Raw genomic sequence first — 21626 nt, forward strand, 5'->3', positions numbered from 1 at the left:
AAATCTATTCAAACAATGTATCGATCTATCGGTACATAATAAGAATCTGCTTTTATTATGGCTTTGTCCAATAATTCTTTATTATTTTCAATCAGTTTAAAAAATTCATGTGTTCCATCCATAAAACTACTTACTAAATCGCCAATATGTATAATAACAAACTTTGTTCCTTCAGATATCTTCTCAATTTCCGGTAAGCTTTGAATACTTTTATTCAGGATTTCTTTATCTCCCACTACATAAGCAACTACTCTTGTATTATTTTGTTTTTTTGCAATAGCCGAAAAAGTGTGCAATTGACTACACCTTGCTAAATATAATTCTGTTGCTGTACACTCATAGTCGTGTTTTTTCATCTTAGGAATAAGAAAATCATTGACCCATTTTTCATACTCTTTTTTGACTTCCCTTTTTTTTAAATCCATCTGTTCAGAATATAGCCATGAAAGAGAATCTATAGCAGAGTAAAGCAGCCTTAAAGCAGGTTCAAAGCATTTATTATCCCCGCATAATAAAATAGCCTTTATAGTTTGAACGTATTTTTCTGCAATCCCGTTAAAATCCATCACATTACCCACCTATCATTAAGTATTACTGAATTTATCCTACTGCATATTCGTTTCTAAGCTTATTTGTAGCTATTTTAATTATTTCTTTTATATATACATTTTGTTCTTCAATTAATTGAGAAATATTAATATTTGTAAAAACAGCTTTCTCATTAGCATTTTCTGTTATTAATTGAAATCCATATTGGGCCATTGTAATTCGTGATACAAAGGCATAAGTTATTGGTTTTGCCTTTGTTGCATTTATTTTCGTTGGGTGTCCAACAGAGTTATTTCTTATTGTTCTTATCTCTCTCAGTTTTTCATATTCCCAGATGTTTATTTTTATATTTAAAACTTCACATAAATTAACTGCCGCATCTTGTTGCAAAAATAAAGCTTGTAACAAACCGTAAATCGCTAAATACAACATTCCGTCATCTTTATAATCATTTGCTTGATAAGCATCTATGGCTAATTCCGTATCACTGATAACATCCATAGAAGTACAAAGCTGTAACCACATACTCTTATTCGTAATCAATTTTGTCTTGATTTTTGGCGTATTAACTAAGTCTCTAAACTCGTTGATAACTGGCATGGCTTAATTCCTCCAACTGCTTGTTATAGACATAACTGGAATCCGAATTCTTCATTCGCTTTTATCATGTCTGAGGATTTTATTATTACCAACGTTTATATCACTGGCAGAAACTGCCGCATAGCCAGCTCCTGCCGCCACTTAGTCATCACATAATGGGAAAACGCATATTGCTATTTAAACCGTTTGACAGCTGGCGGTATACTTTTTTGAGTCACATAGAAAACTGCTGTCCCTGGTTTTCCAATCCCTCTTGCTCCGGTTCCTGTCTTTCCAACTTCATGAGTTGTTCCATACTGTAATCAAGAATTTTTACCTTTCGCTCTGAAATGATCACCGTGTAGAATTCCTTTTGTATTGGAAGCAGTGTCGGTGTTTTATTAATGAGCGCCCGTATTCTCTCCATATCAATCCGCGCAGAAACTCTTTTAAGCGCCGCCGTGCAGTCCGGATTTTTCAGAGAAGAGATAAATTCAAAGTAGGATATTTTCTTTCCGTTTTCCTCAATAGATGAAGCAGGAAAGACATAGATGCGCTTGTCGAGCTCATCTTCACTATTCAGGACAGCTTCCATATGGCTGGCAGCAAGCTGCGGGTAGAGGCAGGAGCCGCAATCGTAAACCGGAGCAATTTCAGCCGTCTTAGACTGCTCATCCACAAGAATACCCCAATTGCCATTGTGCCTGTCAAAATTGCCGAGCAGTGCATCGGCAATAAACATATCCCAGAAAAAATCCCGAAGCTGATCCTGTGGCAGAAGAGTCTGTTCGTCAATTGCCTGCTGGATGGAGGAGAGTTCCTTTCCATATCCATTCTGTTCACTACTGATACAGGTATTCTTCAGATGGGCAAACTCCATGAGTTTTTTGCCGCCCTCGGTAAAATCGCCGCAGGCTACGACTACTTTTTCTTTTCCGCGCGAATCAGTATAGGTTCCCAGCAGGGTTTCCTGGGTCCTAAATCCGAGGCAGGCAAAGATATGGCAGGCGAGGTATTCACTGATACAGCCGTTAGTGTAGCTCATTGCTTTATTACGGCTGGGAACAGGAGGAAATTTCAGCATGTAGCTGCTGCCCTTATACAAAATATTGATTTTATTTCCGTTTGCCCCGCCGTAGGCTCTGAATTTATTTACTTCACATGAGGTAAAATCAATCATAAATACCATCCTCCTTTCCGCCTAAACCAAGATATTTCTCACGCAGGTAGCCTGCCTGTTCCTCCGTAATTAAGTCTGACCAAAGGTCGGCATTAATGGCTCCATATAACTCATCCCATAGGCAGTCAATGTGCAGCACCTGCTCCTTCTCACCTTGCAAGTATTCTTTAATTGCTTTTTGGATACTCCCGGACAATTCGGTTTCCAGATACGTTTTGCTATTCGGTTTCCCATCTGCCATGCTTTTTGTCGGCTCTGTTTCGAGTGCCAACAGTTCTTCAATGGAAAGGCCGAGTGCTTTGGACAGCTTGAAAAGCGTCCCCGCACCGCAACGATCCAGATGGGTTTTTCCAGAATAAATATCTGCAAGCGTTGCCCACGGAATTGCGCTGATTTTTGATAAACGGTAGCGGGATATCTGCATATCCTGCATAATCTGTTGTATTGTCATTTTCATCACCTATACTCATTATATCGGCATTCCGATATAACGTCAAGGTATGCCAAGATATCCGACGCTCGATCATCGCATATAACCTCCTGCCTGATGGCGTTGCCCACTGTGGCGGCATCCGGCAGAAAATCATAGCCGTGCAGGTTTTGTGAGATATCCAGCGCAAAGTCCAAACGGTCGCAGCCTTCATACTCCATCGCCGCTTGAAATTGTTTCATGGCGTGAGGCTTTCCTTGCCATTGTTCGCCCAGAACATAGCCGAGGTTGCTGCCATCCCACACTAGATTGTCAAGTGAGTCGTCTTGCTCTAACAGGTTCTGAATGTTCGGCAGCACACAAACCGCTTCAAGTGTCCGGCACTCCTGCAGAGAGGATACGCCCAGCGTATTGAGCACGCTCCGAAGCTCGTCAGGCCTGCCTCCGTTTACCTCTGCATAATCGGGCAGGCGGAGCCAGACGCTGTTTTTGTTTGAAGCGGACGCCAATTTCAGCTTAGCGCTGTAACCGTCATCCTTTAGCTCTAACAGATTGGCACCGTCATATACCATCTGGATGGTTTGGCCTGTCGGAAATATATAAGCGCCGCCCATAAAACACCCAGACTCTGCCAGATACGGTAATGCCACCCCAGCTTTTCTTTATCACCTAAATTCCCGGATAAAATATCACCTACAATTTCCTATTTAAAGTGATTATGCAGACTTTTCTCAACATCGCTTGATGACAATCCCAAATTTTATAGAACCAAGCGTTGCTTTTTTGTAACTGGATTTAATAGAGATGTTCCATTAGAAAGATTAACGACCCTACATAACGCAATATCAAATGAATATACTGGTGCGGCGGAGCCGCAGTTCCGGAGAATCGGAAACCAGTTATCCGGAACAGGAAACCAAGTAAGCGTTTATGCCGCGAAAGCCTATTGACAATGAGTAAGGCGGCGTGTTAGCGTACAAGCCAGGCATCAGCCTCTCCAGAGCTCTGCCCCTTGTTCAGGGAGGGTGATGCCGATAGATGCCTGCAAACATGCCGCCAGAGGCTCATTGTCAATAGGACCGTGGAATAAAGTAAGCGTCAAATCTAACGACACCTACCTTCCCCGCCCTTTCTGTGAGAGAGTATAGTAGCGAGAGTATCCTGAGAGAACGCGAGATATTGCGAGAGCTCTCAATAGTTTTTAATACTGCCTCGCAGGAGGATTACAATGGAACTGCAAAAAGTAAAACATGAGCTTAAAGTGGAGGAATGGCGCAGGCTTATCTATGAATGTCGGACCAGCGGCCAAACAATTTGCACCTGGTGCAAAGAGCGCCATATCTCCCCGCAGACCTATTACCGATGGCAGCGTGCGGTTTGGGACGCAGGGACACAAAACCTTCTTGCAGAGTCAAATCAGCAACCGATCATGACGCGGGCTGAAACAGCTGTATTTACCGAGTGCCGGATACCGGCCCCGGTTCAGAGCGTGCCAGCGGCGGTCGTCACCCTTCATTTTGGTAACGTCACACTGGAATTTCAAAACGGTGTGCACTCAGAAACCGTGGAAACGATCCTCAGAGCGGTGAAGGCGCTGTGTTAGATGTCACACGCGCTGCGCACGTGTATCTGGCCTGCGGCTACACAGACCTGCGCCGGGGTATTGACGGGCTGGCCGCTATGGTTCAGCAGCGCTTTCAGCTTGACCCCTTCTCCGACAGTCTGTTTCTGTTCTGCGGCCGGCGAACTGATCGGATTAAAGCGCTCTACTGGGAGAGAAACGGATTCGTACTTCTGTATAAGCGGTTGGAAAGCGGGCGTTTCCAATGGCCGAGAACCCCGGAAGACGTCCGGGCACTCACGGAACAGCAATTCCGCTGGCTCATGGAAGGGCTCTCCATTGACCAACCTAAAGCCCTGCGTCCGGTGAATAATTTAAGTATTGTTTAAAGCCGGGAAGCCTTGAAAATACGGGGTTTTTCATTGTTTTTCGCAGCAAAATATGGTATAATTCAAGCATGAAAAACGTGCCTGAAACCGTTAAAGACAGCGCCGAAATCGTGACGATTTCGCGCACAGAATACAATGAATATCTTGCACTAAAGACCCAAAACGCCGAATTGTCACGTCAAGTAGAATGGTTTCTGGAGCAACTGCGCCTGGCCCGGCAAAAACGTTTTGGGTCTTCGTCCGAACAGAGCCAATATGACGGCTGGGAGCAGCCGAACCTATTTAATGAAGCGGAACTCTTCGCGGACGAAGCTGTGCCGGAACCGGAGTTAACCGATGTAAAACCCCACGTTCGCAAGAAGCGACGGGAAACGAAGGACAGCCTGCCTGAGAACCTGCCCGTCGAAACCACCGAGCATTTTCTGCCGGATCAAGAGCGCACCTGCCCGGTCTGCAACGACGAACTGCAAATTATTGGAAAGACCGTGCAGCGGAGGCTAAAAATCATTCCGGCCAGCGCGGTGATCCTGGAAGATATCTATTATACCTACGCCTGCCGAACCTGCGAAAAAACCGGCACAGAAGTCCCCGTGCTCAGAACGCCCCAAAGAAACAACGTCATCAAAGGGAGCTTTGCCTCACCGGAGGCGGTAGCGCACATCATCACGCAGAAATTTGTCATGGGAGCCCCGCTATACCGGCAAGAGAAATCTTTTCAGCGCCAGGGGATAACACTGTCGCGCCAAACGTTATCCAACTGGGTGCTGAAAAGCACTGCAGATTGGCTGGAGCCCATCTACCATGAACTGCATCGCAGGCTTTGCGCCCGGCAAGTGCTGCATGGTGATGAAACCACTCTGCAAGTGCTGCGGGAGCCGGGGAAATCCGCTCAGTCCAAGAGCTACATGTGGCTATACCGGACCAGCGGAGATACCGGACAGCCGATTATCCTGTATGAATACCAACCGGATCGAAAAGCCCGCCGCCCGGCCGAGTTTCTAAAAGGTTTCTCCGGATATTTGCATACGGACGGGTACAGCGGCTATCACAATCTGCCGGGTTCGATCACTGTGGTAGGCTGCTGGGCTCATGCCCGACGAAAATTTAATGAAGCCCTGAAAGCTCTCCCGGAAAAAGACCGGGGGGGGTCTTTAGCCCTGCGCGGAAAACGCTATTGCGACGCACTGTTTGACCTTGAAAAACAATTGGCGGCCTGCCCGACGGAAAGACGCTATGAGAAACGTCAGGAACTGGCAAAACCAATGCTTGAAGCCTTTTCGGCGTGGCTGAGAGCCCATAAAACCGCACCGAAATCCGCGATTGGCAAAGCCATCTATTACCTGCAGGAGCAGTGGTCCTGGCTAACAAATTATCTCCTGGACGGGCGGCTGGAGTTCAGCAACAACCGAGCGGAACGCAGCATCAAACCGTTTGTCATTGACCGGAAGAACTTTTTGTTTGCCAATACACCGAAAGGGGCGCAAGGCAGCGCCGTCATGTTCAGCCTCATTGAGACGGCGAAGGAAAACGGATTGGATCCCCACCGCTTTCTGAGCTATGTTTTTGACGCGGCACCTAACATGGATCTCGGCGACCCGAAACAGTTAGAGCTGCTGCTGCCCTGGAACGCGCCGGAGACGTGCAAAGTCCCGCCAGGCTTAAACGAGAGGAGTTACCATGAAAAAACGAAGTAACATTGACATGGTTCTCGATATGGTCGAAGCGTTCCTCAAAGGCAACATAAGTCGTCTGGATTTCCAACTGGATTTCCCCCATGAAGTACAACAGCGCTACCAAAAAATGGCCCGTGAAGACGAGGAATTTGCAAGATTGATTGACGATCGCCTGGTGGAAGACGGTGTTTATAAAGGCGAGCGCCTCAGCGATGAAGCATTCCGAAGACACATTCGGAAGCAGTTTCTGGATGTCGTTGACATCAGTGATGAAGGGTTCCTGTAACCGCTTAATACGAGTCGGCATTGGTCAAGGCGTCAATTGGTTTGACGCTTACCTAATAAATGCGAATACAGATAAGGAGTTTCCTTTAACCGGAACATCGGTTTCCAAACACCGGACAGCCGGTGTAATTTATTGTTACTGACGATCTGTAACGTCCAGCAATAGACGGTGTTAGTTGTCCGTGAATTGACGGACTTAGTGCCCACCGGCCCGGGGAAGGGAGAATTATAACAATTCTCCCTGGATAACCAACTTCACCATGTGATCATCAATAATCCGACGACCGTTTTGAGCTCCATAGAGCAAGCAATGGGTGCAGACTTTGTTAACAAGCCTGACTGCACCGCTGGAATACCGGAACACCTGATCAACCGCATTATCTGAAAAGATATCGTGTTCGGCGCCGGCATAAGCCAGGTGCCGATTAATATATTCCCCGACTTGGGAACGGTCCAGGTGCGGCAGTTTACACTGCAGGTCGATCCGTTGGCGGATGGCGGCGTACGCTTGAAGCTGGAACTTATCCCACAGTTCGCTCTGACCCACCAAGATCAGGGCCATAGGACTTTGGGCATCCATTTTAAAGTTCAACAAGAATCGTACCTCTTCCAGCATTTCTTTGTCCAAAAGATGCGCTTCGTCTACGATAACAACCGGCTGCAGTTGCTGAATACCGCGCATGAGTTCGACTTCCCGGTGCAACTGGCGCTTGGCGTCGCCGCGATAAAACTTGGCTTCACAGCCTAGCTGTTCCAATAGGCCCTTGTAGAAATGCCGGGGGGTAAGTTTGGAGTCCGCCAGATACATCACCATGAACATGGCCGGATTTAAAGAGGCCTTGAACAGGCGGATGGTGGTTGTTTTACCGGTACCGCAGTCACCGGTAACCACGGCGAAAAGTTGCCTACGGGCGGCATATTCCAATCGGCCCAGTGTCTCATCTAGCATCAGCGATTGGTACAACTGATCCGTTGGGATGTCCCGGGAGAACGGTGTTTTAGACAGGCCGTAGAAGGATTCAAACATGACTGTTATCCTCCTTGTTCACGGCTCTAAAAGAAATGGCTGGAGCCTGCTGCTCTTTACGCTGCTGGTTTTTCAGGGCGGCTGCAGCCAGGAGTCGCGACGATTCGGCGGGCTTGGGCTGCAGGTGTTCCGGCAGCGGGGGGCGTTTCCCGGCTCGCTGGCCGATTACTAACTGCCTAGCTGTCCAGGGTGCGTGCCCTTCATATTCAATAGTCAGTTCAGTGATGTTAGCGGGGTCGTAGATGACTTGCACTTTACACCCGATAAACGGCAGCCCGACTTCGTACTTATTGCCGTTAAAGCTGATGCAGCCAGCCTTGTCCACTTTCCGTTTTTCACAGTGCAAAAAGGCGTTAGCGATGGTTTGTGGATCCAAATACCTTAGTGCCTTGTTGTCACTGCGGTAGGCAGCATGCGGGCTGGCGCTACCATCTAGCCCGGAATGCGGCTTGTTGTGGTAGCACTCCTCCAGCCAGACCCAAAACAGCTCATTTAACTTGTCCAGCGATTGTGGTTTTTCCAGTTTGGCCTCGCCTAAGAAGGCGTCCACCACCCGGTTAAACCTTTCTACTTTACCGGTTGCCTCCGGAGAGTACGGTTTTGCAAATACTAGCCGGGTGCCTAATTTGCTGCAGGTGCGATGCATCCATTTAGTGCGATACTGGCTACCGTTGTCGAAATATACCGCTTCGGGAACTCCGTATTTGTGAATCGCTTTACGGAAGCAATCTTCTACAATGACCTGATCCAGCGTCGGGTAGAACTCGCCGTGCAGCACAAAGCGGGTGGCATCGTCGATGAAGGTGACCAGGTAGACCTGCTTTTTAGCGCCATCCTTGCCGATTGGCAGGTAGGGGCCGTATTTGATGTCGGAATGTACGAGCTGGTTGCGGTGCTTCTTTTGGAATCGCCGAGCCGCCACGCCGCTGTCGGAGTACATGCGCATCTGTCTTGTGCTGTAGCCTTTCTCGGCCAACTTCTCCTGCAGGGTGCTGCGTTTAATCCGCCCTTCCTGGATCAGCCCTTCCCATTCCATAATCTGAATGATCTGAGCGATGCTGCGACCGGGCACCTCACGACGCAACAGGATGGCCTGAGTTAGGATATTTGATGGTATAGCTTCTTCGGTTTGCCGGCCTTTGCCTTTAGGTTTTAGTCCCCTAAAGCCGACTGCCCGGTACTGGGCCAGGTATCTGCGCAGCGTACGCTCGGATAGTCCGGTCTGCTGGCAGATATCTTTCTTAATTTCCCTGATTTTGGCCGCATCAAGCCCGTCCGCTAGCAGCGGGGATAGTAGTTGCATCCGCTGAGCGGCAATCTCTTCGGCCTTTTGTTGGTCTTTCATGCTAAAACCCCCTAATTTTTAGGCTTAGCATGAGTTTATATCCTGACCGTCAGGACGGGAATGCAGAACGGGTATGTACCCAACAATTTGTGTTTGCCACTGATCGGACAACTCTGGCCAGCCAGCCGGTGGCGTTGCCAACATAGTCCCAAATCCTTGTGAGCGCAGACTGGGAAAGACAGGACGATTCTTTCACAGATTGGTTACCGAGTAAGGTAGCGATGGAGGCCAGGCAACCCAGGAAGTGATAATACATTTCACTAAACCAACTGCGCCAACGGCCTAATGTGGATTCGTCAGCGGTGACGGTCAGTGCGGTGTCTCCGGCTATGACCGCCTCAATGCTTTTTCTGCTGTGGCGTTTGTACGGGACGAGTATATCCGGAAGTTCGTGATGGATCCGACGGCAGTGTTCACAACGGAGCCGGCGAATGATGAGCACGATCTGATCGCCAAGGCCATTTATGTACTTGCGTTGCCGGCTGCCGATGACATCCAGTGGCCCGTTACAACAGGGACAGGGAATCTGCTCCGCGCTCTTTACAAAAAACACTTTTTTCAAGGTTTTCAATTAGCTCATATTCTGTTAAAATGACCATACGTGGTGGCGCCCCTGGTATTGCTGTTGCTGCAGCAGTACACCAAAAAAAGGGGCGTCTTTCCTTTCTTCATGATATGGTCATTATATATGGCAACTTCTGGACAGGCAACACCATCAGCTTTCGGGCATTACAGGGCGGCAGGAACAATTTATGCCGGAATACTCAATCAAATAATACGCAGCCTATAAGTAGTAAGTAGTCTCCATTTTATTATATGGACATAGACGCAAAGAAGTCCATCACTTTGCAGCAATCGACTTCTTTCGACAAAAAATTATGGAAAGTTAGGTCAAAAAAGATGCCCCCGCAACACATGCAATGGAATCCCGGCAAGCCATACGGCTTTACCGGGAAGAGGAGGAGGGAAGCATGCTCCAACTCGGCTTCCAAATTTTCTTTTTGTGATTCAATTTTGCAAAGTACTCTCTTATTTCTCCAATCGTTATAACTTTTACATAAGGAACAAGTTTCATTACTCTGCCATATTCAATAGGCGGAGCAAAATACATTTTTCCCCGCCGTATTTTTCAATGCTTTTTTATCTGTATTTTGGGGCATATATATTTAAGAACATTGAGCGAATTCTTTTATGTAGTACATATATGTACGTTCAATAAACTCGTTTAAAGAACAGGGCGTTTTTGAACGGGGGCCAAGATCCTGTATAGCATACTTCTCGCTTAATTCCCTGTATCCGGTGATAGGCTTGTCCATACTGGGAATAATTTCATTGCAAGTACAGCAAAACGAATTTATGAATTTAATAAAATACCACATAAGGTATTTACCTCTGACATACTTATAACCTTTATTTTTCTCAGAAAAATCCTCTTGTATTTCTTTAATACATAGCTCGTCATAATCGTAACACCATTTTGTTTTAATGTATCTCTTAATGGCCTCTAATGATTTTACATCCACTATGCATTTGTTAACTCGAATTATTTCACTAATATCTATATCTCCAAGACTGGGGGTTAATCCCTTTTTTCTTAAAAACAAATAGTAGCATGTTATTATTTCTGCTACATATGCTATCTTTTGAATCCCCTGTTCAAAAAATTTAACAACAATGTCAAACTCATAATCAACAAGATGAATATTAAACAATTCTATCAATGCTCTTTTGAGCGTATGTACTGTAACAATATTATTTTCTATTGAATACTCATCGGTAATGTACAGGTTATCATTTTGAGGTAAGTCATCTAGAAAATCGCTTAAATCTCGATCAACAAAAAAAGTAGTTTGTTTTGGCGAGAATCTGTTCCAGTCAATTATGTTCAGCAGTCGCAAAACTCGATTTTTATTTCCTTTGGGATGTCCAGCTTCAATCAGAATAACTTCCCACTCATCATTGCGAATTTGTGAGATAATTCGACCTTGATAATATGAGGGGTCATCTTTCCCTTCCACAAATCCATATAATCTTTTTTTAGATTTTGACTGGGACATTAAAAAAGTGTGGTATGGTACGATTACTTCTTCTAAGGCTGAACGTTGAATTTCCAACATAGACATGACTTTATTCAACCTCCTCAATACATTCAGCTAAACTATGAGTATACTCTAATAGATCATTATCATAAATAAATGGAGAATGAGTTGCTGCAATTAATCCCATGCATAATGCACTTTTTCTTATATCCTTCAAAAAATGTTTTTGCCAGAGAACCGATAGAGACAACTCGGGTTCGTCGATAATAACGAAGAAATTCTTATGTTCTGCTAAAAATAAATGGCTGAATAACGAGACTATTTGCTTTTCACCTGAGGATAAATCGCTCATGTCTATCGGGTCACATTTATGACTGCGTTCTTTTAAAACCTGTACCTTAAATGTTGATATATCATAGCAAACTTTTTTGTCTGAAGACTCAAAATAATTATTACACATATTACAAAAATTAATAATGCTCTGTTCCTTATTCTCTAAATCACTTTGCAGCAATAACAAATTTTTGAAATAATACAGTAAAATTTGACTATGGGTATCTTCTGAATTAAAGTCACCCTTAGATATAATCTTAATCAAAGTACTTACTTGTTTTTCCGAAAGCATTTCCTTACTATTTCTTGAAAGGCAAAGCTCGAATTTCTTAATATCGGCCTCAGTGATAGAATCAGTAGTATAGTTGGAGGAGAGATATTTTTTATCTATTACATCTCCAAGATTCATATATGCCAAATCCTTAAATCTGCTTTCTGAAAACCTACTCAATTCCGAGCATCTTTTCTCTATTTTATCCTTGACATCCTGCATTCCAAATTCAACTAGCTCAATATAACTATTGGATTCAATGTCACTATATTCTTCGTATAAATATCTTTTTTCGTTTCCCTCTTTTGTAAATGAGTATCTACCCTTTATTACATGAGGTAAGTCTTCTTCAATTCTTCTATAAGTCGGCAAATATAATACTCTAGCATCTAATGCTTCCGGAATCTTTGTTAATAATTCTTGCTTTTCATCAAACAGACTTGCCTGCTCTGTTTGTAATTGCCTGTTTAACCGATCAAGAATTTTTTCAGCAGGATATCCAATTCTTTGGCAAGCATAAATAATATCTTGCTTTGTGACAATAGAGCGATTTGCCTTTAAATCCATCAATTCATGCCTTATTGGTGGCGGTAAAACTCTAATAATTTGAGAATTGAATTCAATATTATCATTCGTGTGTACTTCGTCGTATGACAACTCGTAATCTCTATTATCAATAGTAACAATTATCTTTTCAAACTCATGGGGTGGTAACTGAAAATAGGCTCCTGACAAAACAGTAAACATATATTTAAGCAGTGTTGTTTTGCCAAGTCCATTTTCACCTACAAAAATGAAAGTATTATCTTTTATGGGGATATCAATATTTCTAAAGCCATATAATCCAATGAGCTGAAACCTATTTAAAGTACTCATTCTATAATTCTCCCCTTATTTAGAAAATTTGGTAAGCTTTATACTATCTTGTTATCTGCCTTTGGCAGTATCGGAGCAAAGGCTTTGTTTGCTATCTTGATTAGCTTATAGTATTCTTTATCTAAATGCTCGATGGCAGTTCTAGTATCCGTGTCTTTGATCGTAATGCCAATAATTACTTGTTTCCATCCTTCTATGGCATATATATCTTTAAAAAAGGCTTCCATATTTGTGATAATAATGCTATGCTGATCTGGCTCATCAAGTATCAGAACACCAGGATGATTTCCCAAATGTTTATTGGAGGTTTGGAGTAAAGACATAGTAAAAGCCCATATAGCTCGTATGTTATCACTTGCTGATGAATCGAATTTCATATCAAAGTTATTTATAACAGGTAAATAAGTATCACGCGATATCGAAATCTCTTCTATATTTGAAACACTTTTATATCCATATATCCGTAGATCGCGCTTAAAGTTACTTTCAAAAGAAGCTAGCTTTATCTTATCTTCCGGTGTAAATTTTTCTTTAGACAAACTGGTTTTGCCTTCTAAGTATTTTTTCCAACGCTCTGATAGTTCAACTAACTTATTAATTTCCTCACTGAATTTGCTTTTAAACTCTTCTAAAGATTGAATATCATTGGCAACTTTCAGCTTTTTATATACAATTGATTCAGATAATTCATCATCAACTGAATATAGATCGTTTCGCAATGAAACTGCCAAACGCCTAAGTGTGAATAGTTTAGCCTCATTGCTTGTAATTAAAGTTTTCAATTCTTCTTTCGATGCATGATGTCCGTCTAATGCAAATTGAAATATTTCTCTTTGAGCATTTAAGTGCTTTATATTCTCTTCTATGCTCATAACATGAAATTCATTTATAGATGGTAACAGAGTATCCGGTATCTCCTGATTACAAATAGGGCAAAGACCTTTCATTATTTCAGATCCTACTTGGGCACCAAGATTTTTTAATCTTGCTGCATCCTTATTGTTGACAATATCTATGTTAATAGTATCTAAATTCTCACGGAGTTTTTTGATACTAGCATCTTCCATAACAAGCTTAGCCCTTGCGTCGCTAATCTTATTGGTTATTAACTCTATTTGCTTTTCTGTTTCCTCAAGTTCACTATGTAAAGCTTCAAAATTATCAACTATTTTTGGCTTTAATGAAGATAATTTTCCCAGTTCACTTTTAAGATATGCTATATATTCGTCTATTCCTTGTCCAGTTATATACTCTATAAAAATTTTAGCTTTTACAGTATCATCAATAATTCTTGGGGCAGTAGGAATGTTATATATATTGCATTGTGCATTGCGGCTTTCGGTGGAAAACAATTGTAAAATGGCATTCCATTCATGTTCTATATTACCTTTTTCATCAGAAAGCATTATTTTCTTTTTTTCATTTTCGATTGTATTTAAAGCAAGCGTATATTCTACAACACGTTGCTTGGCTTCTTTTATTCCTAAATTCGGCATTCCTGAAAAAATATCTGCCCATCCGCGTTTCTGTTCAATAAACATACTGGAAAGAAGAAGCTGCAAATATAATTTGCTTTCCGAATCATTGTAGTTATTTACGTATGGCAACTCCAATCCCAAGTATCTTTCTAAAAATGTATGGAATCCTTTTTCGTTTGTTGCTGAGTTAGGCATATGTACATACATATCTTCAAAATCGGTGACTCCGGATTTTATATCAGCAATTCCAGAGAAATGAACTGTGATTAATCGAGAATCTCTGTTGTCCATTTTGGCAGTACGATATAAAGTAATAACATCTGCTCCATTAAATAATTCCAAATATACTTCTGATTCAAGCGTGTTATAAGTTTTTCCATCATATTCTATAGCACTCTTATATACAGAAGTTAAAACTTTTTCACCTCTACCTCCTATAATTTCTTCAAAACCAAGTGCATAGTATATACCCTCGATAACTGAACTCTTTCCACAAGTATTGTCGTCACTGGCAATGAAATTAAGGCCTTGTTTAAATGTTTGATCAAACCCAAACTCCTGCTCAGTAGTTCTTATGGTGATCTTAAGCCTATTTATTTGCAACATCAGAATACCTCCATGACGACATTAAGTCTTTAATTTTTCCCTCTGTTAGCTTGTTTGACAGTTCATTTAATTGTAATTTTTCTCTTGCCATCAAATCATATTCTTTATCGATTTCGGAAACAAAATTTTTCCCTTTATCAGTAATCCGATAAAGGCCATTAACTTGCTGTAGGAACATACCATCTGCCAAACCATAGTTTAAGGCTCTATTTACAGCTGGGTCAAATCTGATAGGAGTATTTTCATGAATTCTATCATTCACATAATCAATGAGTTTTTGCATTTCACTTCTGGACATCAAAGCTAAAGAAATCATATGTAGTTTAAGAACTGAACAACCGCCGCGTCCACATGATCGTGCTAAAATAAGGCATAATTGTGCAACCTTATAACTTATCCTATAGTTATAAGGTACCGCTTCAGGCCGTTCGGTAAACAAAATCTCATTGGCTTCAACAAATAACATATTCATGGCAGTTCACCTATTTTCTGAATTCCATTGGGCAATCAGCTAACCATGCTCCCACCATATCATGTTTTAATTCGATAATAGAGGCAGCAGTGAAATACTTTTCAAATTCCCTCCGTAATTTTTGTTCAAAGTCACTTAAAATGTCATTAAAAATACTAATATTTAAAGAACGATCTTGATTCATCCTTGTTTTAATACTAACTTCACTTTTACATGCCTGTCCAAGCGCATATACTTGTTCATAAATTTCGGGGAAATCAGTCTGTAACATCCTAAATATTTCAATACCCTTAATGTAGTACGAAACGTACATGCCTACTATCTCATTAATATCATCATCGCTAGCGTCATTTGCATGGTTCATTACGGCTTTAATCTTACGGCGGATATTATTAACTTTATCAGAAGGACATTTATCCCAAGGTATTACTTCAAACTCTTTGGTGATAGCATTTAATCTTGTATCGGTAAGAGTCTCTCGAATAATCCTTGATAGCTCAACTTTGAAATCTTCTGCTATTTTAATTATGATATTAAAACCACCATCTAAATGATCATATTCGCTTGGCTTTGCATCCTTACTTTTAAGAATCTCATTACGTTTCACAGTAGCATGCTGTAGTATACGACTATCTTTGTAGCAAGGAACCACAAAATGCCATTGCTTTATTACCGGAACACCTAAATTGTATAAACGTTTTTTATATTCTTGGTTAATCAATTTATTAATATCTCGGGTAAGCTTGTCCCTTTGATGTTCATATAGTGTATTATCATCATATTCTCGCTCTGGGTAATAGCATTGATATACAATTCCGGTTTGGGTAAAGCCTTCTATACCTGCATCACCTTTATAAGTAGCGGGAATCTTTTGATAATTATCTGCTTGATAGCGCATACGATAACACTGATCACATAGTTCCTCCCAAGCGTTTCCACTGAGAGGAGAGGCAATAAAATCTAAAATCATTTCCAATCACCTCCATATACCTAAAGAAATCGAGTTTGCTAAATCAGGATTCGATCTTAAACAATTCAAATCAACTATCATTTCAGAAGCGTCTTCAATCAACTTTATCTTTGCGAAACATAATGGATCGTAAATCTTTAATATTACTACCTCTTTATCTATAAAAAACACCTTTTCACTAAAATCATAATATTTTCCCTCATACACAACAATTTCTCCTGTAGCATTGATATATATGAAAGCCCTAAGAATTCCCCATATGCAGTCGCATCATTATGAGCCATGTATAAAATTGATAAACAAAAACTAGGGTTATCTTCGGTTTTATCAAGTTTAAAACTTACTCCTTCTTATATCTACCATCCTTCGGCTTAACAGCACTTTTAGGTATTGCCCAAGAGTTGCCAAACTGGACAGCACCGGGTATCTTCCCTTGAGCGCATAAAACTTGCACTCTGCGCTGCGTGACACCCCATTTTTCAGATGCTTCTCTCGCGGCCATATAGTCCATAACAGCAATCCTTCGCAGGAAAATATTACATATTTTTATTATATATCTATAACACGAATAATACAATGACTATCGAAAATGTGTACATTTGTACGAAATATGATAATATATAGCAGAAAATTCTTGGATATACAATCTCCTCTGTGCCTTAGTCCATTGCGATACCGGGCGCTCACCATTAGCGGCAGATATTTTTCTTCAGCCCGATTTCTACCAGTGTCTTACCATGGAAGAGCTTCTCTACGATGATTTGATGCTGGCTTTCATTTACTGCGCTCAGCAGAAAGTCGGCTGCCTGTTCACTTTCCTATTGAGCGAAATCATCCCGCCCCTCATACCGTTTCCACTCAAAGTATTCCATCGATATTTCGCAGGAATATCTCCTGATATTTTTAATTATACGGCAGAACTCATGATATGCGATCATCTTCAGCCACGCCCAAAACCGGTAGTTGCCGTTATAGGAGGCAATGCATTGGATAGATTTAAGCGCTGTGTTTTGGATCACATCCTCCTTATCTTCCTCTTTCAGAAATGACCGGTGGCTGATATGGAAAACATATCTTATCAGAAGTGGATAATTCCACTCAAATAAGTATTCCAATGCTTTTGTATCACCAGACAGATACGCCTGGCAAAGCTGATATTCCTGCCTGCGCAGGAATATGGATCTGGTTATATCGTCCATCTCAGCCAGGCCAACGCGTAAATCATCCGGTGTGACCGTTATCTGTTGAACCACCTTTCGGAGCAATTCGTGATCCGGCGGGAATACGCCAAACGCTTTAAATAAAACATTCTCCAACTGTTGTTGTGAAACTGTCGGAGAGTTTTTGCAGTATTTCTTTCCATGCTCCACACGGCTTGCACAGCGCCAGACAATTTCTTTCCCTTCAAAGGTGTTACGGGTAATCCTCCTGTATGAGCTGCCGCATTCCGAACAAACTAGCAATCCGGAAATAGGATCGCTGCTGTATCTCGTCCTGGAATGTACTTGCTTGCCTTGCTCCGTGCAGGATATATTACTGCGCTGCTTTTTCTCCTGTTGCACCTTATCAAATTCAACCTGAGAAATGATGGCAGTATGATGATTAGTGATATAATACTGCTCACGCTGTCCTGTGTTCTTAATCTGTTTTCCTGAGATATAATCCTTGATATAGGATTTCTGAAGCAGTACGTTCCCGGCATACTTTTCATTGGAGAGTATCCGATTCAGTGTCTGGCTGCTCCATGTCTCTTTCCCGTTAGGAGATGGAATAGCCAGAGTTTTCAATTCTTTGGCAATTCGATTCAGGCTAAATCCATTTAGGTAGAGCATGAAAATCATACGGAGAATTTCGGCTTGCTTTTCATGGACAATCAGATAGCCATGCTGATCATGTATATATCCATAGCAAACAGTATTACTCTTTTTGCTTTTAGGGGATTGGAAGCTCTGCTTTAGTCCCCATTTGACGTTTTTGCTCTTGGACTCGCTCTCTTCCTGAGCAAACCCACTGAGCAAATCAAGCCGTAGCCGGGAGTTTTCGCTTAGAAGGCGGATATTCTCCAATTCAAACTATACGTCAATTCCAAGCTCACGCAGCTTATCCAGTATTTTAAGGGCATCCAATGTATTTCTTCCGAAACGGCTGACGGATTTGGTCAGGATAATGTTGATCTTGCCTTTGTGGCAGGCTTTCAACATCTTCTGGAAGTCGCTTCGCGCCTTCATATTTCTGCCACTGGCAATATCTGTGAAGATACCTGCGTTTTCCCAGAATGGGTTACTGGTGATCAAGGATTCGTAATGTTGTTTTTGGATATCCAAGCTGTTGAGCAGTTCTTCGGTATTCTTGCTAACCCGGCAATATGCGGCTACCTTCAGTTTTGGAATAGAAAAAAACTCTTTCGGTTTTACTGGAATTTCAATGATCTCCACAAACTTGTTTATCACCTGCCTTTCCTAAAGGATACAAAACTTTTTCCCCTTTGGAAAGGATGATCTATTTTACAAGGTCATGGATAAAACCGGTTCCTTCTTGCAGGTGATTTCAAAGCTCCCCTCATGCCTGACTGTGATGAAATTTACACTGTTCCGTACAGTCTGTTCGTCAAAGCCCGGCATATCCAATGCCCCGCACATATATTCTTTTACGGCTTCATCGGTGACAGTCACGGAATCTTTGCAATATGCTTTTCCATGCTCTACACGATTGGCACAACGCCAGACGACCTCACCGCCGGAACGAGTGATCCTGCGGTAAGGGCTGCCGCATTCCTCACAAATCAAAAGGCCACTGAGTACATTACCAGAATTGTACTTCGTGGCCTTTCTCTGTGAACCGGATTCTGTTGTTTTAAGATTGGAGCGTCTTGCTTTTTCTGCCTGTACAGCATCAAAGATATCCTTGGAAATGATGGCCGGGTGATGGTCCGTAAGTAGATACCTTGAGTCAATATTATTTTTAACTTGCTGATCATCTTGGATGATAGTTTTTTGGAGTAGGACCTGTCCGACATACTTTTCATTGGACAACAGTCCGTCTACGACCTTGCGGCTCCACTTGTCCTTGCCGGATGGAGAGGCTACTTTCTTTTCCGTCAGTGTATCAGCAATTTTTCCCAAACTTTCACCGGAGAGATAACGGTCAAAGATGAAAAGGACGATTTGAGCTTCCTTTTTATTGATAGTCAAACCTCCATCGGAAGTTTTTGAATAGCCGTAGCAGATCCTATCGGCTATTTTGGACGTTCCAGTTTCAAAGGATTTTTGAATACCGGCTTTAATCAATTCATTTCTAAACATAATGATTTCCTCCGTTCAAATAATTTTCTAGAATAAAAAGCCACGACAGTTCAAAACCATCGTAGCTACTTTTTATTATGTGAGGGTTCGAATCCCTCCGTCAGTCAATAATTCCTTTTTGCTTTTTGTTCCTGATAACGAAAAAGGTGACAAACCTTGATTTCAAGCCATTTCTTGAAAAACAGTTTTGTCACCTTATCTTGGTGCGCCTGGCAGGAATCGAACCTGCGCTTCCGGCTCCGGAGGCCGGCGCTCTATCCCCTGAGCTACAGGCGCGTACTCTTAAAATTGCTACGTAGGATATTGTATCACAAATTTTAAATAATGCAAGGTCTAAAACTGGCAATCAGTATATTTTACGGGAATCGTGATTTACATATCTAGCGGAAAAGTTTAAGCTGTTGACCCCGTGGGAATATAAGAAGCCGATTAACTGCCAATTGTGAACTAATCTTTTATTCGGCACCGGACATTATCACCGGTGCCGAATAATCAGACTTCTTAAATATCCCTTTTACCGAAGAGATATACGGCTAAACCAGTAAAAAAAACCACATACAGCATTGCATAAACCACCATCCAAACGCTTGGTTCCGACATACTGCCAAATGGCCCCATCTGCTGGATGGCCTGAAGCGGGTTATTGGATGGACTTATGAGCAGGTGGACTATTTTGCGATACAGGGCATCAACGGGCATAATTAAACTGGCCACTATGCCGGTCTGCTGCAAAACGGTGCTGTTGATCAGCCAGCCGATTTGCTCTACCACACCACCGATTACAGCCAGCGCATACAGCATAAACATCACTATACCGTTGGCAATGGTAGGCAGCAATATGGAGCCGCATAATGTTACCGCCAATAATACTATGGGCTGCAGGGCAAACAGTGCCAGGGCGTGCCATTGCCCGGTTAACTCAAAGCCGGTTTTAAAGTGCATCAGCATGGAAATAACCGCAAAAAAAACTGCAGCATACAGGACCATAAATAGACTAATACCAACGAATTTGCCCAGCAATATTTCATAGCGTCGCACAGGCTTGGGAATAATGGTTTGAATAATGCCGCTTTCAATTTCGGAAGCTATTGCGCCGGCAGCGGAAAAAATGGCTAAAAATGATACTATAAAGCCGCCGAAATAAAGACCGAAGGACAGTATCTGCGGATAAATTACCTGCGCCAGCATGGGGTTGGGGTGGCTGGCCAGGTCTTTGGCAGTATAATGTACTCCGGTGCCGTATAATCCCAAAAAAGCGGCGGCCAGGATGAGCGATATAAGTACTACCTTGCGGCCCAGCGCCTCGCGGAAAGTAATTTTAATAATCGCCAGCATTTTTTTCACCTTCCTGTGCCATACTGATAAACATTTCCTCCAAGGAAGAACGCCGGCGGTTTAATTCATACAACCTGCCACCGCTCCGGACAACCGCTTCCGCCAGTAGCGGTACATCTTCTTCCCGGTCCACCGAAGCTAAAACAATATCTCTATCAATGGTTAGAGAGCGTGCTATGCCGTTTAGCAGCATCTTTATTTGGTCGGTGGTCAGGCCCTCTAATTTTAATTCCACATTAATTTCAGCGGGCCTTAGTTCATCCAAAGTCCCTTGACGAATGACCATGCCCTTATTAATAAAGGCTACTGTATCGCAGATCATTTCTACCTCGCTGAGCAAGTGGCTGTTTAAAAAAATAGTCTTGCCGCTTGCCCGCAGTTCCAACAGTATCTCCCGCACATCGCGGCGTCCCAGCGGGTCAAGCGCGGAAGTCGGCTCATCCAAAAACAATAAATCGGGATCGGGCAGCAACGCGCAGGCCAACCCGGCCCTTTGCTGCATACCCTTGCTATAGGTGCGTATCTTCTGGTTTTCTTGCCCGGCCAGTCCCACTTTTTCGATAACCTGCGGTATACAACGGATTTTGTCTGTACTGCTCATGCCGTAAAGTGAGGCATGAAAATCCAGCAACTGCTTGCAGGTAAGCCAGTCATGATAGCGAAAGTTTTCGGGCAAAAAACCGATTTTTCTCCGCACTACGGTATTCCCCAGTGGTTTGCCCAGCAGTCGGGCCTCTCCTGAAGTGGGGAAAAGCAGTCCCATTAATGTTTTCACCAGGGTGCTTTTACCCGCTCCGTTGGGACCTAAAAAGCCGAAGATTTGCCCCCGGGGAACCCGGAGGCAAATATCAACACAACCCGTCTTTTTGCCATAATGCTTAGTTAAATTGACAGTTTCAATGGCCAAATCCAATTAAAACCCCACC

The 21626-nt window shown here is 42.7% G+C and carries 25 protein-coding genes, 1 tRNA gene and 1 pseudogene; 5 read left to right on the forward strand and 22 right to left on the reverse strand.

Going from position 1 to position 21626, the window contains the following annotated elements; all coding sequences use genetic code 11:
• Positions 1 to 8 precede the first annotated feature (8 nt).
• The 5 genes from ABDB91_RS08810 to ABDB91_RS08830 form a co-directional block, all read right to left on the reverse strand.
• Positions 9 to 566, reverse strand: a complete 558-nt coding sequence (locus ABDB91_RS08810; RefSeq protein WP_347491226.1) for a hypothetical protein — start codon at positions 564 to 566, stop codon at positions 9 to 11.
• Between the two features lie 34 nt (positions 567 to 600).
• Positions 601 to 1149: a hypothetical protein gene (locus ABDB91_RS08815; RefSeq protein WP_347491227.1), complete on the reverse strand. Its 549-nt coding sequence runs from the start codon at positions 1147 to 1149 to the stop codon at positions 601 to 603.
• Between the two features lie 214 nt (positions 1150 to 1363).
• Positions 1364 to 2308, reverse strand: a complete 945-nt coding sequence (locus ABDB91_RS08820; protein ID WP_347491228.1) for a HipA domain-containing protein — start codon at positions 2306 to 2308, stop codon at positions 1364 to 1366.
• Positions 2301 to 2759: a helix-turn-helix transcriptional regulator gene (locus ABDB91_RS08825; protein WP_347491229.1), complete on the reverse strand. Its 459-nt coding sequence runs from the start codon at positions 2757 to 2759 to the stop codon at positions 2301 to 2303. Before ABDB91_RS08825 ends, ABDB91_RS08820 begins: the two co-directional genes overlap by 8 nt.
• Before the next feature lie 5 nt (positions 2760 to 2764).
• A complete protein-coding gene (locus tag ABDB91_RS08830; RefSeq protein ID WP_347491230.1) occupies positions 2765 to 3352 on the reverse strand; it encodes a hypothetical protein in 588 nt (195 codons plus the stop codon).
• Positions 3353 to 3966: 614 nt separating this feature from the next.
• Here ABDB91_RS08830 and ABDB91_RS08835 point away from each other — a divergent pair.
• From ABDB91_RS08835 to ABDB91_RS08850, 4 genes are all read left to right on the forward strand, one after another.
• On the forward strand, positions 3967 to 4341 hold the full coding sequence (locus ABDB91_RS08835) for a hypothetical protein (protein WP_347488134.1): 375 nt from the start codon (positions 3967 to 3969) through the stop codon (positions 4339 to 4341).
• A complete protein-coding gene (gene tnpB / locus ABDB91_RS08840; protein WP_347488133.1) occupies positions 4335 to 4688 on the forward strand; it encodes an IS66 family insertion sequence element accessory protein TnpB in 354 nt (117 codons plus the stop codon). Before ABDB91_RS08835 ends, tnpB begins: the two co-directional genes overlap by 7 nt.
• 68 nt (positions 4689 to 4756) lie before the next feature.
• Positions 4757 to 6382, forward strand: a complete 1626-nt coding sequence (locus ABDB91_RS08845) for an IS66 family transposase (protein WP_347488132.1) — start codon at positions 4757 to 4759, stop codon at positions 6380 to 6382.
• Positions 6366 to 6647: a hypothetical protein gene (locus tag ABDB91_RS08850; protein WP_347488131.1), complete on the forward strand. Its 282-nt coding sequence runs from the start codon at positions 6366 to 6368 to the stop codon at positions 6645 to 6647. Before ABDB91_RS08845 ends, ABDB91_RS08850 begins: the two co-directional genes overlap by 17 nt.
• Positions 6648 to 6872: 225 nt before the next feature.
• On the opposite strand, the gene ABDB91_RS08855 is transcribed toward ABDB91_RS08850, so the two are convergent.
• Genes ABDB91_RS08855 through ABDB91_RS08865 form a run of 3 tightly spaced genes read right to left on the reverse strand, consistent with a single transcriptional unit; the run spans position 6873 to position 9508 of the window.
• The gene (locus ABDB91_RS08855; protein WP_347487743.1) at positions 6873 to 7673 is read right to left on the reverse strand and encodes an AAA family ATPase; all 801 of its coding nucleotides are present in this window, start codon (positions 7671 to 7673) and stop codon (positions 6873 to 6875) included.
• Entirely contained in the window at positions 7666 to 9018 is a 1353-nt protein-coding gene (locus tag ABDB91_RS08860) for a DDE-type integrase/transposase/recombinase (protein ID WP_347487742.1), read from the reverse strand. Before ABDB91_RS08860 ends, ABDB91_RS08855 begins: the two co-directional genes overlap by 8 nt.
• 49 nt (positions 9019 to 9067) lie before the next feature.
• The gene (locus tag ABDB91_RS08865; protein WP_347491567.1) at positions 9068 to 9508 is read right to left on the reverse strand and encodes a DUF6431 domain-containing protein; all 441 of its coding nucleotides are present in this window, start codon (positions 9506 to 9508) and stop codon (positions 9068 to 9070) included.
• Between ABDB91_RS08865 and ABDB91_RS08870 the strand changes: the two genes are divergently transcribed.
• A complete protein-coding gene (locus ABDB91_RS08870; protein WP_347491677.1) occupies positions 9413 to 9613 on the forward strand; it encodes a hypothetical protein in 201 nt (66 codons plus the stop codon). The genes ABDB91_RS08865 and ABDB91_RS08870 overlap by 96 nt on opposite strands.
• 411 nt (positions 9614 to 10024) lie before the next feature.
• On the opposite strand, the pseudogene ABDB91_RS08875 reads toward ABDB91_RS08870, so the two are convergent.
• From ABDB91_RS08875 to ABDB91_RS08940, 14 genes and pseudogenes are all read right to left on the reverse strand, one after another.
• A pseudogene (locus ABDB91_RS08875) lies at positions 10025 to 10132 on the reverse strand (methylated DNA-protein cysteine methyltransferase); the annotation flags it as partial.
• Positions 10133 to 10184: 52 nt separating this feature from the next.
• Entirely contained in the window at positions 10185 to 11141 is a 957-nt protein-coding gene (locus tag ABDB91_RS08880) for a DUF4435 domain-containing protein (RefSeq protein WP_347491231.1), read from the reverse strand.
• 4 nt (positions 11142 to 11145) lie between these two features.
• Positions 11146 to 12537, reverse strand: coding sequence for an AAA family ATPase (locus tag ABDB91_RS08885; protein WP_347491232.1), 1392 nt, complete (start codon positions 12535 to 12537; stop codon positions 11146 to 11148).
• Between the two features lie 38 nt (positions 12538 to 12575).
• On the reverse strand, positions 12576 to 14621 hold the full coding sequence (locus tag ABDB91_RS08890) for a hypothetical protein (RefSeq protein ID WP_347491234.1): 2046 nt from the start codon (positions 14619 to 14621) through the stop codon (positions 12576 to 12578).
• Positions 14605 to 15093, reverse strand: coding sequence for a hypothetical protein (locus ABDB91_RS08895; RefSeq protein ID WP_347491235.1), 489 nt, complete (start codon positions 15091 to 15093; stop codon positions 14605 to 14607). The genes ABDB91_RS08890 and ABDB91_RS08895 overlap by 17 nt, the downstream gene beginning before the upstream one ends.
• Positions 15094 to 15103: 10 nt before the next feature.
• Positions 15104 to 16063, reverse strand: coding sequence for a hypothetical protein (locus ABDB91_RS08900; RefSeq protein WP_347491236.1), 960 nt, complete (start codon positions 16061 to 16063; stop codon positions 15104 to 15106).
• A 6-nt stretch (positions 16064 to 16069) separates the two neighbouring features.
• Positions 16070 to 16270, reverse strand: a complete 201-nt coding sequence (locus tag ABDB91_RS08905) for a hypothetical protein (RefSeq protein WP_347491237.1) — start codon at positions 16268 to 16270, stop codon at positions 16070 to 16072.
• A gap of 133 nt (positions 16271 to 16403) precedes the next feature.
• Entirely contained in the window at positions 16404 to 16574 is a 171-nt protein-coding gene (locus ABDB91_RS08910) for a helix-turn-helix domain-containing protein (protein ID WP_347491238.1), read from the reverse strand.
• A gap of 307 nt (positions 16575 to 16881) precedes the next feature.
• Positions 16882 to 17904 carry a recombinase family protein gene (locus ABDB91_RS08915; protein WP_347491239.1) on the reverse strand — a complete coding sequence of 341 codons (1023 nt, stop codon included), beginning with the start codon at positions 17902 to 17904 and terminating at the stop codon, positions 16882 to 16884.
• A gap of 231 nt (positions 17905 to 18135) precedes the next feature.
• Positions 18136 to 18498, reverse strand: coding sequence for a recombinase family protein (locus tag ABDB91_RS08920; RefSeq protein WP_347491240.1), 363 nt, complete (start codon positions 18496 to 18498; stop codon positions 18136 to 18138).
• Between the two features lie 69 nt (positions 18499 to 18567).
• Positions 18568 to 19365, reverse strand: coding sequence for a recombinase family protein (locus ABDB91_RS08925; RefSeq protein ID WP_347491241.1), 798 nt, complete (start codon positions 19363 to 19365; stop codon positions 18568 to 18570).
• 201 nt (positions 19366 to 19566) lie between these two features.
• Positions 19567 to 19641: transfer RNA gene (locus tag ABDB91_RS08930), tRNA-Arg, on the reverse strand.
• A 225-nt stretch (positions 19642 to 19866) separates the two neighbouring features.
• On the reverse strand, positions 19867 to 20700 hold the full coding sequence (locus tag ABDB91_RS08935) for an ABC transporter permease (RefSeq protein WP_347491242.1): 834 nt from the start codon (positions 20698 to 20700) through the stop codon (positions 19867 to 19869).
• On the reverse strand, positions 20684 to 21613 hold the full coding sequence (locus tag ABDB91_RS08940; RefSeq protein ID WP_347491243.1) for an ABC transporter ATP-binding protein: 930 nt from the start codon (positions 21611 to 21613) through the stop codon (positions 20684 to 20686). The genes ABDB91_RS08935 and ABDB91_RS08940 overlap by 17 nt, the downstream gene beginning before the upstream one ends.
• Positions 21614 to 21626 lie beyond the last annotated feature (13 nt).

The organism is Desulfoscipio sp. XC116 (genome assembly GCF_039851975.1).
GTDB lineage: Bacteria > Bacillota > Desulfotomaculia > Desulfotomaculales > Desulfallaceae > Sporotomaculum.